General features: G+C 38.3%; 10 protein-coding genes. All 10 read right to left on the bottom strand.

The features are described from left to right. Positions 1 to 23: 23 nt before the first annotated feature. Complete coding sequence (locus tag FA707_RS04140; RefSeq protein WP_136953036.1) at positions 24 to 1,145, bottom strand: anaerobic sulfatase maturase; 1,122 nt, start codon at positions 1,143 to 1,145, stop codon at positions 24 to 26. A gap of 49 nt (positions 1,146 to 1,194) precedes the next feature. After that, positions 1,195 to 2,676, bottom strand: a complete 1,482-nt coding sequence (locus FA707_RS04135; protein WP_136953035.1) for a sulfatase family protein — start codon at positions 2,674 to 2,676, stop codon at positions 1,195 to 1,197. A gap of 21 nt (positions 2,677 to 2,697) precedes the next feature. Next, complete coding sequence (locus FA707_RS04130; protein WP_136953034.1) at positions 2,698 to 3,606, bottom strand: DUF7916 family protein; 909 nt, start codon at positions 3,604 to 3,606, stop codon at positions 2,698 to 2,700. A gap of 244 nt (positions 3,607 to 3,850) precedes the next feature. After that, entirely contained in the window at positions 3,851 to 5,191 is a 1,341-nt protein-coding gene (locus tag FA707_RS04125) for an alpha-L-fucosidase (protein WP_246032347.1), read from the bottom strand. 95 nt (positions 5,192 to 5,286) lie between these two features. After that, entirely contained in the window at positions 5,287 to 6,909 is a 1,623-nt protein-coding gene (locus FA707_RS04120) for a protein O-GlcNAcase (RefSeq protein ID WP_136953033.1), read from the bottom strand. 27 nt (positions 6,910 to 6,936) lie between these two features. Next, positions 6,937 to 9,933 carry a glycoside hydrolase family 2 TIM barrel-domain containing protein gene (locus FA707_RS04115; RefSeq protein WP_136953032.1) on the bottom strand — a complete coding sequence of 999 codons (2,997 nt, stop codon included), beginning with the start codon at positions 9,931 to 9,933 and terminating at the stop codon, positions 6,937 to 6,939. A 68-nt stretch (positions 9,934 to 10,001) separates the two neighbouring features. Beyond that, complete coding sequence (locus FA707_RS04110; RefSeq protein ID WP_136953031.1) at positions 10,002 to 10,958, bottom strand: glycosylasparaginase; 957 nt, start codon at positions 10,956 to 10,958, stop codon at positions 10,002 to 10,004. Next, the gene (locus tag FA707_RS04105; RefSeq protein ID WP_136953030.1) at positions 10,958 to 12,280 is read right to left on the bottom strand and encodes a Sapep family Mn(2+)-dependent dipeptidase; all 1,323 of its coding nucleotides are present in this window, start codon (positions 12,278 to 12,280) and stop codon (positions 10,958 to 10,960) included. Before FA707_RS04105 ends, FA707_RS04110 begins: the two co-directional genes overlap by 1 nt. 12 nt (positions 12,281 to 12,292) lie before the next feature. Then, entirely contained in the window at positions 12,293 to 13,684 is a 1,392-nt protein-coding gene (locus tag FA707_RS04100) for a glycoside hydrolase family 1 protein (RefSeq protein ID WP_136953029.1), read from the bottom strand. Positions 13,685 to 13,690: 6 nt separating this feature from the next. Beyond that, positions 13,691 to 15,922, bottom strand: a complete 2,232-nt coding sequence (locus FA707_RS04095) for a glycoside hydrolase family 3 N-terminal domain-containing protein (protein WP_136953028.1) — start codon at positions 15,920 to 15,922, stop codon at positions 13,691 to 13,693. Positions 15,923 to 15,936 lie beyond the last annotated feature (14 nt).

The following is a 15,936-nucleotide window of genomic DNA, read 5'->3' as shown; positions in this document are numbered from 1 at the left end:
TTTTTAGTTAATAAAAATCTCCTTTAAGAAAATGTGACGTGTGCATTAACCAAATCCACCATCTCTTCAATATTCGGAAGAAACATCTTCAGCACTTGTTGATTGCCACAAAAATCTCCTTTCTTATTCACATACATCGCTTCTTTCATGCGTTTACAGCCACCTTGACATACGTTGATAAAAGGGCATGTTTGACACATCTGCGTAAGTTCTGGCTTCTCACAAACAAATTGATAAGCCACAGGTTGTTCAAACAATTCCCGCAAACTTTGTTCTTGAATATAGCCTAAGCGGTACTCATCTAGAACATAAAAATCACACGGGTAAACACTACCATCCGCTTCAATCACATACTGAATTTGACATTTACCTAATATCCCACACGCGGTTGCCCGTTTTGCGACTAATAAATTCAGCAAATCATCAAAAAGTTTTACACTACGGTACGTTCCTTGTTTTAATTCTGTCAACCACATGGTATAAAGTTGACGATAAAACTGCGCGTAACGTTCTGGAGTTAACGCATAGCTACTTCGTTTATCCGCTCCAAACTCATCCAAGCAAGGAATAAACTGAACATACTCAATTTGATGTTTTTGCAAAAATTGATACACTTTTTTTGCTTCTTTAGCGAGTGGGTTCGTCAAAACACAAAGGATATTATAAGGAATTTTATACTCATCAAACATCTTTTTTGTTCGCATGACTTTGTGAAATGTCCCGCGTCCTTTCGTATCAACCCGATTCAAATCATGATAAAGAGGATGGCCATCAATCGATAATCCTACTAAAAAATCATGTTCTTTGAAAAATTCACACCATTTACGATTAATAATCGTCCCATTCGTTTGAATGGAATAATTAACGGTCACCTTTTTTGTTTGTTGCTGGACAAGCGATACAATTTCTCGAAAATAATTTAACCCCGCCAAGGTAGGTTCTCCACCTTGGAAGGCTAAATTCAATGTATCGCCATCGTCTAAATCAACAAAGATATTTTCAATCATTTTTTCTGAGGTTGAAGACGTCATGTTGTCGTAAGATTTTACTTCGCGATGTGAACTGACATCAGCATAAAAACAGTATTTACATTTGATATTGCATAAACTTGATGCTGGCTTCACTAGAACTGCAATCTGTTTCATTCTGTCTTAACCTCCGTTGATTTTTTCACTATCACTTTCTCGTAATTGTTTATAAATATTTTTCGAATTCAAAAATTAAATTATCACGATGTTCGCTCATCCAATGATGAAGCTCTGCTCGCATAAGTTTCACTTGCTCTTGATAACTTTCCGTTTGAATTAAATTTTCTAGTTCATACGGATCATCCTCCAAATGATACAATTCATCTGTATCGCCACAATTGAAGACATATTTCCACGGTCCTTTACGAATCATACGTTGTGAAAATAAGACACTTCCGACTCCTGAACATTCGGTCACAACCGTATCTGGCCAATCAATCGCCGTTTTATCGATTAAACTTTTTAATGATTTACCATCGCGTTCATACTTTTCTTTTGATACGCCGGCATAGTCTAAAATAGTCGAATAAATATCACAGCTGTTCGCAAATTCTTTAATCATTCCTGATTGTTGCGGTTGGGTCTCTTTAATGATCAACGGAATGCTACAGGTCTCTTCATACATAAACAACGCCTTATCAAATAGCCCGTTATGGATTCCTAGTGACTCACCGTGGTCAGAACTAAAAATAATCACGGTGTTGTGATATAAATCCTGTTCTTTTAAGTAGGCAATTAATTGTCCTATTTGATAGTCAATATGACTGACACCCGCAAAATAATGCTTCACAATCGGTTCCAAGTCTTGCCACTCGGTCATACTACCACGTTTAACGTCATGAATCCGTGGTTTAAGTGGTGACTCATCGACTAAATTTTCCCACGGTTTTAGTGAGACATTTTCGTATTTATCCAAAAATTCTTGAGGGACAAAATAAGGTTCGTGTGGACCCCAAAAATTCAATTGGAAATACCAAGGCTCGTTTTGTTCTTTGAATTCTGACAAAATAGTTTTAGTACGATCAACTAAGAAGCTTTCAATCGTTGTTTCAACACCTGAAGTCACGACACCGGCTTGATGGCCGTTGTAAAAACCGGTTTGAATATGCTCTATTTTATTTTCTAATCCTCGTTCTTTTAAATACTGTTGGAACTGCTCGTAGCGATGTCCTCCAAAACCATGACCTGGGAAATCATCGCCTGTATAACCAACAGTCGTCGGCACAGAATCGTTTCCTAGTGTTAGCTCAGCAAAATGGATATCTTTCATGTAATATTGAATATAATCATCATTTTTTACGTTTTCAACACCTGTACCTAAATGCCACTTGCCTGTGTAGCCAATTTGATAGCCGGCTTTTTCTAATTGTCGACTTAATAATTCCGGTGTATCGACTAATTCTTGGATCATATTGCCATAATTATACGAATTGGTGATCATCCCGTGATGCATTGGATAAAGTCCCGTTTGTAAAGACGCACGAGCTGGCGTACAAATTGGACAGGTGGCATAAGCATTTTCAAAAACATGCCCTTCTTGACTTAATTGATCTAAATTAGGCGTTTCACATTGTAAATCGCCATAAACCGACAAAGTATCTTTGCGTTGTTGGTCAGTTAAAATAAATAAAATATTTGGTCTTTCCATTATGTTTACTCCTTTATGAGATTAACGACGTGCTGAACGTGAGATACGACTCATTGTATGTCTTAAACCTCGAATGACCACAGATGTTGCATATATATTTTCTAATGTTGCCACACCCGCAACATAACCGCCATCCCCAATATGCTGAATATCAACTCCTGCGATTTTATTCATTAATGCAATACGGCGAATCGTTTCTAAATCAGCACTTTCTTGACTCGTACCAATCGCTGACATGACTAACGCATCATTCTCATGTGCATATTTAACTGCTTCAGCTAATTCAGCTTCTGAAAATCCTGGAATCGTGCCGACAGCTGGCATTAAAATAATATCCGCACCAGCTTCAACAAAGGCTTTAGTTGTTTCCATTGAAACAACTGGTTCATCGACACCCGCATTATGCATTTTCCCAGCAATAACTAAACCAGTAAAATGTTTTTTAGCTTCGATGATACCATTCAAAATCGCTTCGTTGGTTACACCCGTTCCTGGATTACCTGTTAAGCAAATAAAATCAAAGCCTAGTTCACTCGCGGCCTGTAAACTGGCTGGATTACATTGACGCCCATTTGAGATTTCAACCTTCTCACCCATAATAGCGACACCTTCTGGAATTGGCTCCAAGTTGACCCCGACAGAACGTCCGGTTAACTCACGTAGTCTACGAATAAGATCTTTAGGTTCGGTTCCTTTAGGCATCCCAAACATAAATGGTTCAAAACAATCGAACCCGTTTAATAAAATCAAATCCGCTCCATAAGCCGTCGCTACTTCCGCATTCGTAATATCCCCAATAATCGGTGACATACCACCAATAATTTCTGAACAAATGACACGTCCTGCTGACGCTTTAATTGATTCTCGCAACTCATCCGCGGTCATTTTGTTAATTTCACTTGCATTCGCACTAATATATCTTGTTACCATGTTGTTTTGCTCCTTTAAATTCAAATTATTTATTTTAAACCATTAACCCATGTTAATAATTAAAAAACACTGTAAACCTTTTCATTTTTGCGTTTTACAAAACCTCTGACTAGCTACTACTTTAACGTTTGATATATCATTTATCACTTATAGTATAAAACTATTCTCTCTAACAATCTACAACAATTGAAAAATAGCTAAAAATAATTGGTATATCATTAGATGCACCTACCTTTTTAATCAATTATTTTTCAATTAGATACAGCGCAATTTTATCAATCTTTGGTTGAGCTCGACTTGCTAACACTTCAATTTCAAGGTAATCGGTTGTTATCAGTTCGATTTCAACCATCCGTTTGTAACCGATTGATTCTCCCTGATAAATTGACACAAGTTGGCCGTTGATAGTTGCTCTTATTTCAAACGCTTCAACTAATTGACTACGACTAATATCTTCTCCTAATAGAATCATATTGAGACGCTGAGGTGTTGGACAAGAAATTTTATATAACTCATGATTGGTGGTAGAAACGACTTGCTTTTCAATATTAGCAGGCAACGGTTTATCGAATTGCTCAATCAATTGTCCGAGCTCCTTTAACGTTTCAACGTCACGTGTGGCTATTTGACCGGATGGATTTGGCGGAATATTAAGTAAAAACGTACAATTCCCACCTACTGATTTACGGTAAATCTCAAATAATGTCGTGGCCGGCTTGACTAATTCATCTTCTGCTTCGTGGTAAAACCAACCAGGTCGAATCGAGGTATTGACCTCTGCTGGATACCAAATTAGCTCACCATGGTAGTTAGCTAATACCTTGCGACTACCTAAATCTTCATCTGTAGAAGCAATCTGTTTTGCAAACTTTCCATCGTCAACTTTTTGAGAGCGTTCAGCAATTTTTTCAGCATCACGCAGTTCAATTGGGACAACGCTCCATTCGTTTTCACGAGCCGTTCCCGCTTCATTCCCCACCCATCTTACATCTGGTCCACACACTGCAATGACTGCTTCTGGTTGAAGCTTTCTAATAATTTGGTAATATCTTTCCCAGTCATAGGGCTGCACTTTACCTTCTGACTCCCCATTGGCACCGTCAAACCAGACTTCAAAAACGTCTCCATAATTCGTTAATAATTCCGTTAATTGGTTGGCAAAATAATCATTGTAAGCCTCACCTGTCCCATAACTAGCCTCAGCTCGGTCCCACGGCGATAAATAAATGCCAAACTTAAAATTTTCTTGATGACAAGCTTCTGCAAATTTTCTAACAACATCTCCTTGACCATTTTTCCAAGGGGAACTTGCGACTGAATAATCCGTAAATTTACTAGGCCATAAACAAAAACCATCATGATGTTTACACGTTAAGATAGCACCTTTCATACCAGCGGCTTTCATCGTTTGCACCCAAGCGACACAATCTAATTGCTCCGGTAAAAATAAACTTGGTGATGCAGTCCCATCTCCCCATTCTTGATTAGTGTATGTATTCAAACCAAAATGGATAAAGCCGTAAAACCCCATGACTTGCCATCCCAATTGACGACTACTTGGCTTAATCTGTGTTATTCTTTCCATCTTTTGTCTCCATTCCTCTAATAATGCCATCACTTTATCCAAAAACAGAGGCCCTGACTGACGCCAAGACCTCTATCAGGCACTGTTTTTCTAGTTTATTTGTTTAAGTGCAATCTCACAAACTGACGTGGAATATCTTGTCCAATGCGATATTTCGTCTCCTTCAAGTAGCTCTCAACATCCAACGTTTCAGGATGATGTTTAATTTTTTCCCAAACTAATGCATCCTCAATTCCACGGTCTAACCAAGGAGCTAATTCTGAATAACTCTTATGATCTACAAGTTTAACTTTTAACGATTGGCAAACTTCGGCTAATTCACTCACTTGCGGATCAAGTGTTTCAAATTCCTGAGCCACAATCGCGTCAAGAAGTTCTTGTGAGTAAAAACCACGCATGTAACGATTTGGGAAGTAAGTCGCTAGTGTCAACATTTCTGACAGTACCCTTTCGTCATACAACTCGGTTAAAGTATTCGTTACGGCGCGCGCTGGTTCATAACCGGCTGCGTTCCATAAAAATTCCGCCATGGTGCCTACCATCACTTTTGACATTTGCCACTGACACATCGGATTCGAAACAATACCTAGCACTTGGAATTCCTCATTTGCTAAAAATTTCGAACGATTTTCATAAGGCGTCAAGAATAATAATTCATGATCATTTTGGTAATCATTCACTGGAACATTATCCCAAATAACCATTTGACGGTTATAAACTTTCGCCATTCTAGCAATTTCTTCGGTTGTAATCGCACCCGCTAATGTATCTGGACCTGTCCAGAAAAATGGAATAGTTGGCGCTACTTCTTGTGATAGAACTTCTAAATAATGGGAACCAAAACGGTTGTCATATTCAGTTGGACAAATCACCAATTCATAAGCTGCTAACTTGCTAGCTAAGTAATCGTTGACTTGATTAATTAAATAAGCATGCGCATGAGCCGTTGAATGGAAACGATTCTTAATATCACCTTTTAATATATAGTCAATATCATCAAGTAATAAGCCAAAATGATTCACTCCTAAATCAATCATCTGTTGTAATTTGTCTGTTAAAACCTTTACTTCTGACTCTTCCAAATAGTTAATATCATTGCCAGGGCTAATCATATAGTAAAAATCGATTTGATTGTCATTGGCTTTTGTCAACAACGTCTCAAATTCCGCTAATTTCTCATTTGGATAAAACTCACGCCAACGTTTACGTTGTAATTCATCATCTTTTGGTGCATACATATACGTATTCATGTTATTAGCCGCTAAAAAGTCAATTAAATCTAAACGGTCGTCACTTGTCCACGGAATACCATAGAAGCCTTCAATAATGCCTCGCATCTCAAAAGAAGGGGTATGATTAATCTCAGCTTTCGTCAAATAAATTCCGAGCTTAGTTACCTTTAATAACGACATAAAGCTTTCAAAGCCGTACTGGAAACCACGCATATTACCTGTTTCAATCACTACCTCATCTTTAGATAGGACCTTTAATTTGTACCCATCATGTTTAATCTCGTGGTTATAATGATGGTGCAATTTCAAATCAAATTCACCTTCTGCCACCACATCAATAACAGTTGGTACTTCCTTTATCGCGTCCGTCAGTTGTTCAAAACGGAAAAAGTGACCTCTAAAATTCACTTTTAATTGGGATCTGGGATAAAAATATTGTTTCCCTGTTGCGTAGTATTCTTCATAATTCTTAGAAATAGTTTTCATATTAACTCCTTTTCTCGCTCATAACGATTAAATAATTGGGGTAATACTGAATTGCCAGTTAAAATGGTTTTCTGAAAAACGATTTTTTTCTTGAACGTACGGACCACAGCTATTGGTCCCAATCCCGTTTTGTTGATAATCTAATGATAAATAATACGCATCTTCTGCTACTAAGTCAGCGTCATTGGCACAACGGGTTAATTGTTCCGTGCTATGAACTAAGTAAGAGAAGTTTGGGACACCCTTAATTTCGAAACCATGATCCTGACCAATTCGTAGCCACTCACAATGTCCATGGTTGCCATACTCTTGCGGTTTAATATATTCATGATGCCATTCTTCCATCGGGGTCGACTGATAAACGCCAATTTGACAAGCTTCTTTTTTATCACGATAATTATCGTATGGTCCGTAACCTAAGTACTCAAAATCAGCTAACTCTTTCGTTAATGGTAAATTTAAACCGAATTTTGGTAAATCAGGAAATTCAGGATCTTTATCAAAAGTAACATCCATTAAAATTTCCCCTGTTGATTGAATGGTAACGTTCAATTCAATTTGTGCAACGGGCTGTTTACCTACTACCACAAGGGCATATCGATTCTGAATGGTCACACTTTCATCGGTTTGTTCCACGTGAGACTGTCGTAAAGCTAAGGTTGCTCGGTCATAACCCGCTCCTAGCCACTGTTGCTTAATGTACATGTCGTTATCTGTTGGAGCTCGCCAAATGGTAAAATGACTCGTTGAAACTAAACGGTCTTGACCAGCTACCGTTAACTGCTTAAATCCTGCACGTGAATGTTGCCACGTATAGCTAAAATCATCACCTGAAATAACTAACGTATCTTGATTCTCACTTGTACTAACTTTAAGAGATGATCCCTCTATTGCCTCATCTTTATTTTCAACTTCAATGACACGTTCTGGTTCATGAATAATTAACTCTTGAATACCAACAACATTATGTTCCTCAATTGGTCTTTCCTCTAAATAGGTAATAACCAACTCAACGGTCACTAACTGACTTGATGCATAATCAAGTGACATTATAGAAAATGTTTTTTCTGAATGAGCAGGAAAATCGCTAAGTTCAAGTGATTGTTCTTTAACTATGACACCATCGACTTTCAGACGTAAGCTTGCTTGATAAGCATCGGCTGATTTAAAACGATTAATATTTTTCAAAATAACTTGTTGTGCTTCTAAATCAATCGAAACTAATTGTAATGGCGCATGAATATTACGGTAGGCGATTAACTTAGCCGTCATTTTACGGTCAGGAGTCGTCATACCATCGACACAAAAATTATTATCGTGCACTTCTTCATTAAAATCGCCACCATATAAGTATTTAACACTACCATCTGCTTGCGTTTGTGACACAGCATGATCTGCCCACTCCCAAACACAACCTCCTAGGTAGCCATCATATTTCATAATTAAGTCAAAGTAGTCTTTTAATTCACCTGGACCATTTCCCATGGCGTGTGCATATTCACACATAAAGAGTGGTTTCGTCAATGACTCATCTTGACACATTTTTTCAATATTACGTAAATCTGGATACATCATACTAATCACATCTAGATTAGACATATCATTGTCACGCGTTGAATCCGGTTCAATCGCTCGTTCATTATGAATTAAACGAGTAGGATCAAGTTCACGCGTACGTGCTTGACCAATTTCGAAGTTCAAGCCGTAACCGGATTCATTCTCCATTGACCACATAATAATGGACGGGAAATTAATATTATTAACTACCGAACGTTCGATACGTTCTAACACGCCCGGTAAGAAGCTTTCGTCTGAACCGACTAAATTATAATTAGCTTTATTACCATATAAATTAACAATGCCATGACACTCTAAATCGGCTTCAGAGACGACATAAAAACCTAGTTCATCTGCTAATTCATAAAATTCAGGCATTTTTGGATAATGCGCAGTTCGAATCGTGTTCATGTTGATGGCTTTCATCATCAACATATCTTTTTTTAATGATTCAGGCGTCATCACTCGGGTTGTTATAGGGTCGTTGTCATGATAATTAACCCCTAACAACTTGATTGACTGGCCATTTAAATACACTTGACGATCGTGCCATGCCAGTTCTCTAAAACCAATTTTTTGCTTAAAGAACTCACCATTGACTTCCATAATTAAGGTATACAAATTAGGCGTTTCAGCTGTCCAATACTGACAATTTTCAATGGTCACAGCCAACTGTCCACCGAAATCTTCCTCATGTGCAACGAGTTCACCACTTGTATCGTACAACCAATATTTTTTTGACAAAGTATTTGCTACATCATCAAATGTTACGATTAAGTCTCCTCTTACTTTTTCAAGATCAATGGTTGTGTTCACCCGAAATTGTTGTAAGTGCGCTTGGGGCCTTTCAACTAAATAGACCGATCTAAAAATACCTGACGAACGAAACTTATCTTGGTCTTCAAAGTACGTCCCATCCGACCATTTAAAAACTAAAACCGTTAAGTGATTGGTACCTGATTGGCAATAATCTGTAATATCAAACTCACTTTGACTATGACTAATTTGATTGTAGCCCACCCATTGGCCATTGACCCACACATAGTGACAGCTATCGACCCCTTCAAAATTCAAATAGTAGCGGTTGCTATCATCGCAATTTAATTCAAATGTGCGGTGATATAAACCACATGGATTATCTGTCGGAACAAACGGCGGATCATACGGAATTGGAAACGTGACATTAACATATTGATGATGATCAAAGCCGGCATTTTGCCAGACACTTGGAACTTCAATTGAACCGCTAAAATCTGATGAGACTTGACTGAAAAAGTTAGCGGGTAGCTGTCTTTCATTCTCAAAATATGTAAAATCCCATGTTCCATCGAGTGACATTACCCGACTCGAATCAAATTTATGGGTACTCGTTTTAGCTTGCTCTAGTGACGCATAAGGTACATAGTAATTGCGATTAGGCATTGCATTTTGACTTTGAATAGACATATTTTGATGATAAGTTAACAAATGGTTCAACTCCTTTTGATTGGTAAATAATTAAGAACTTTTTTAACTGAAACTATGAACAGCACCTATTAATCAATAGGTGCTGTTATTCTATTCTGATAAGCTTCTAGCCATTCGGGTGTGACTTCACTAATGTCAGTTGTTTGATTAGGCCCTGGATAAGCGATATAAATCGTTGGTTCAGTTGTCGAAGTTGCAACACTAAAAGTAAATTCAACATTCGTTGCGACGCCCCACTCCCCTTGATTATTCAAAGCAACCAATGACATTGCCCCAGCTTTGCCGTATCGTTCTTTTAATTTTTGGTCAAACGCATAGACAGCTTTATCACACGCATCTTGTGGTGATAACCCTTCTCCCATTAGACGGACTATTTCATAAGATAAACAACCTTTCATTAAGTCCTCACCTAAGCCAGTGGCACTGGCACCACCAATTTCACTATCGACATATAAGCCCGAACCAGAAAACGGTGAGTCACCAACGCGTCCTTTTTTCTTCATAAATAAACCAGAACTTGACGTACCAGCAACCATTGAGCCATTTAAATCTAGGGTTACTGCTCCGACCGTATCGTGCCCATCATAAGGATCTAGCTGATGCTCTTCTATTTCTTCGACACGCTTTTCCCAAATACGTTTTGCACGATTGGTTAACATTGTTTTTTCTTCTAATCCTTGTGATAAAGCAAATTCACGCGCCCCTTCACCGACTCTAAAAGAATTGAATTTTTCCTTACTTAATAAACGAGCCACACTAATCGGATTTTTAATATCTTGAATTGATGCGACACCACCAAAAGCCATCGTGTCTCCATTCATAAAGGCTGCATCCATCTCAAGCACCCCTAGTTCATTCGGCAAACCACCATAGCCCACTGATTTATAAAAAGGATAATCCTCAACTTTTTTAATTAAAGTTTCACAAGCTAGTTCCGCACTTGCTTGTTGATGTATCAATTCTTTGGCTGCTAACACGCCATCATGTGCCATGCGCCATGTAGCGATTGCTCCCCATGGTTTCATTACATCTTTCCTCCTACGCCAGCTAAGGCTAATATACTGTAAAAATAAATTTCAATGTTTTTCTTCATGTCTTTAATGTCCATATATTCATTCGCGTTATGGGCAATGCCTTTTTGTCCAGGGAACGACGGACCAAACGCAATTGTATTCGGTATAAAACGAGCGTATGTTGCACCTGTAGTGGTGACAGGGCTTACATTATCATTCATCACTGTGTTGTATACATCATTAAGGGCGATAACATATTCATTGGTGGGGTCTATATAATGACTGTCTAATACACGCTCAACGACTAATTCAGTTCCTTCAAATAACTGTTCTTGTAATTTTTCAAGAATTTGATGTTTAGTAACTGTTACCGGATAACGGATGGATAATTTCAACAACAACTGATTGTCTTGCTTTTGAAACTCAAATGGACTTAATTGTAAGGTACCACTTTCTTCGTCTGAAAAAGCAATTCCTAAGCCTTCCCCTTGATGTTGATGCGCCATCGATGAAATCGCCCAATCTAAATACGCTAGTAATCTAGGTTCATGTACCTGTTGCTTGATTGCTTCCATCAATCTAAAAATTGCATTATTCCCTACTTCTGGGGCATTTGAAGGAGCTTTTTTGCCATTTCCCTTCACCTCCACCTGATTGATGGTGGCTGATAAATTAGACGGAATAAAAGACGGATGTTGCTCACCACGAATCTCTGAAAGTTCTGCTAACTGACCAGGCTCAAAAGACGTCTTCAACGCCAGACGAAGCATGCCTCTTTCAGCATAAACTGCTGGATATTTACAATCTGGAGTAAATGAAAACTTTGGAGCTTTTGACTCTTTTAAAAACAACGCAATGTCACTTGAACCAGACTCTTCATCAGACCCGAATAAGATTTTAACCGAATGTTTAAGCGGTAAACCTAAATTGTTTACGAGTTTCATAGCAAATAGACAAGCAAATGCTGGGCCTTTATTATCCAAAACGCCACGACCAAATAGGCGACCGTTATCGATTGTTAACCCATAGGCTGGATAATCCCAACCTTCACCTGCTGCAACAACATCTAAATGCCCAACAATTCCAAATGACTCCTCAATTGGTGTGTCATCCATTGCAATCATCGTGACACAATTCCCGATTAATTGCGTTGTAAAACCATAAGATTCAGCAATCTCATTCACCTTTAGCAAGGCTTCTTTTGGCGCTTGACCAAAAGGAGCCTCAGGTTTAGCATCCCCTCTTACACTAGGGATGACTAATAATTTTTCTAAATCATTTAAAAACGTCTCAAACGTTTGATCGATGATGGATTTAATGTCAATTTTTTTCAAAACTTCTCCCTTCTAGTCTGGAATGACTAAACGATTAGTTTCACTTAATTCTTTCATCCAATGGCTACTTTTCTTAGCCGTACGTTTAAACGCATCATCTAAATCGACACGGTAATAGCCATAACGATTTTTATAAGCATTTAACCATGACCAACAGTCTAAAAACGTCCACATATGATAACCGAAACAATTAGAACCATCTTCAATAGCTTGATGTAATTTGGTTAAGTGATTCGTCACAAATTCAATTCGATAGTCATCTTGCACTTGCCCATTTTCATCAAAGAAACGTTCTTCTTCCGAAACACCCATCCCGTTTTCAGAAATAAACCATTTAATATTATGGTAATCTTCCTTAACACGCATCGCAATGTCATAAATCCCTTGTTCATAAATTTCCCAACCGCGATGAGGATTGATGACTTTATCCGGCCAGTCATAGTATCTTGAGAAATAGCCCACGCCTTTTGCTGGAAATTCTTGTGGCAGCGGCGCTTGCACGCGTAATGGTTGGTAATAGTTAACCCCTAAGAAATCAACCGTATTATCTTCAAAAATTTGACGGTCCCCTTCTTCAACAACTGGTGTTAATTGATGTTCTTTTAATATTGCAATCAACTCTTCTGGGAAATAACCTTTGACAACAGTATCTAAGAAGCTTCTAATATAGAATAAATCGGCATGAAAAGCGGCAGCTTGATCAGCTTCTTCCTCACTTTTAGCATAAGCAGGTGACAGATTTAAAATAATCCCGATTTCACCGTCTTCAATTCCAACTTCTTTAAAGGCTTCAACCGCTTTAGCATGAGCTAATAACGTGTGATAAGCGACTTGAATCGCTCGTTTGAAATCGTGAACTTTAGGATAGTGCGCATCTCCCATATAACCACACTCAATATGAACTAATGGTTCATTAAACGTTGCCCATTTCTTCACGATGTCGCCAAATTGTTCAAAAGCGACTTTTGCATAGTAGGCAAATTTATCAACCGATTCACGCGCTTCCCAACCACCTTTTTCCATTAACCACCATGGCATATCAAAATGGAATAAATTAATAATCGGCTCAACCCCATTAGCAACCATTTCATTGAAATAATTACGATAAAATTCAACTGCTTTAGGGTTGACTGTTTCACCATCTGGCAACAATCTTGTCCACGCAATCGAGGTACGATAAGAATTTAAAGACATCTCTTTCATCAAATGAACATCTTCTTTGTACATATGGTAGGTATTAGACGTATGTTCCGGTCCAACCCCGTTATAAAATAATTCTGGTTCTAATTCAAACCATTTATCCCAAGTAGAGGGACTCTTACCGTCAATTAAAGCTGCTCCTTCTGTTTGTGGCGCTGATGCAGCTGCTCCCCATAAAAATCCTTTTGGAAATTGTTTTTCCATAATTAATTACACCTCTTCAGTTAGTTTTATTAATTCTTGATGTGTATCGCTTGTTGTTTCAATAATAATATTAGCTTCTTTCATTGGGACATAATGCATTTGAGCATCATATTCAGCTAATTGTTGTTGACTTAACTTTATTTCAAAGGCTTGTTTTTCCCCAGGCTCTAACCAGATTTTTTTAAAGCCACGTAATTCTTTCACTCTAGTGACTACTCGTTTATTTAAACTTTTAAGATACACTTGAATCACTTCGGCTGCTCGGTATTGACCAACATTTTCAATATCACCGCGAATAATTAGCGGATAATCAACACTTCCTTCGCAATTAACCGAGAGATTACTTAACCTGAAATCGCTGTATGATAAACCAAAGCCAAAAGGAAACGCTGGTAACCCGGAATCATTAAAATAATCTTTCTTAAAAGGTAAATCACGATAATTGTAGTTAACAGGTAATTGCTCTGAACTTTTAGGAATAGGCATCGCTAATTTTCCAGAAGGAGTTATTTTGCCAAATAATACATTAGCAACTGCTGTACCACCGTACTCCCCTGGGTAACCAGCCAACACAATACTGTCAAAATACGGCAATACGTCGCTAATGCTATGTGGTCGTCCTTGCACTAATACAGCTGTCATTGGTTTGCCGAGTTTAGCAACATAGGCGATTAATTGCTTTTGAATCAATGGTAATTCAAGTGAAGCTAAATCAATATTTTCACCACTGTTCATTTCCTTTGAGCCATTAAGTGCCGCACCATTTGCATCAAATTGGGTGTCGAAATCACGCGCACTAGAACCACCAATCACCATGACAATATGCTCGACTTCAGCTAAGTCGGTTAATGAAAAACCAAAATTTTCTGCAAGCGGTGACTCAATCAAACTGCCTGGGAAATAGGTAACTGTCATGCCACTTTCTTGCGCTATGGTTTCAATGCCTTGCCTAATTGTAACACCCGCTTGTGACCGTTTGAATGGCGTATAGTCACCTAATTGATTATATAAAGCATCTGCGTTTGGACCGATAACAGCGATGTGTTTAATATTTTTATTAAGCGGTAAAGTGGCTTGTTCATTTTTAAGAAGCACCACCGATTCTTCAGCTAAACGAATAGCTAACGCTTGTTTACTTTCTTCATCTTTAACCTCAACTTTAGGCGTAGGATTAGTAAATAAACCTAAAGAGTCCTTAACTGATAAAACACGGCGAACAGCTTGATCAATGACACTTTCACTTAATAATCCTTGTTCAACCGCTTCTTCCAAATGTCCATACATATCATCCCATAAGCCGATATCAATGCCACTAGCTAATGCCCAAGCCGCCCCTTCAGCTTTTGAACCAGTAATTGTTTCCAAATGGTCTAAAGCACAGCCATCAGACATGACCGCCCCTTCAAAACCTAATTCCTGACGCAATAACTCATTTAACAAATAGCTATTCGCATGACAAGGAATACCGTTGTAATCGTTATAAGCCGCCATACACATTTGAGCCCCTACTGAAATACCTGCTCTCATAGGTTGTAAGTGGATTTCTTTTAACTCGCGTTCACCAATTTCGATTGGCGCAGCATTATGCCCACCAATTGACGACCCTTGTCCGGCAAAATGTTTTAAAACGGCCACGACTTGTTCTTCACCAACTTGTTTAGGGTGATCACCTTGTAACCCTTTGACAGCTGCTTTTGTGAATTCTCCCGTTAAATAGGGGTCTTCACTAAAACTTTCTTCCGTTCTGCCCCAACGCGGATCACGAGCAACGTCTAACGTTGAAACCAACGCTAGATGTGCCCCTTTTTCACGTAATTCACGTGCGACGTGCGTTTGCATTTGCTGATAAAGTTCAGGATTAAAACTATTTCCTACTGTGTAATTAACGGGTGTCGTTAAAGAATCTAATGCTTGATGGCCATGAGGCGCCTCCTCTGATAATAAAACTGGAATCCCTAAGCGAGTATTTTCTTTAATATAAGTCTGAATTAATTGCGCTACTTGGAATGCTTCTTGTTTTGTTAGCCCTGTTTCAGTGTTTTTCCCCGACCATGGATCCGATCTAAAAACACCATATAAACAGCCCATCCCATCATATTTTTTGACTTCTTCTTTGAATAAATCAGTCAGGTGAATTTCTCCATCAACTTTCTCATACGCTTGCCAACCGTATAAACGCTGATTTAATTGACCAATTTTTTCTTTCAACGTCATTTTTTTAATAAGTTCATCAATCATGGTTACGTTCCTTT

The organism is Vagococcus zengguangii (assembly GCF_005145005.1).
In the GTDB taxonomy this organism is placed as follows: domain Bacteria; phylum Bacillota; class Bacilli; order Lactobacillales; family Vagococcaceae; genus Vagococcus_A; species Vagococcus_A zengguangii.
Note: the sequence above shows the minus strand (reverse complement) of the source record. Positions and strands in the feature narration are given on the sequence as shown.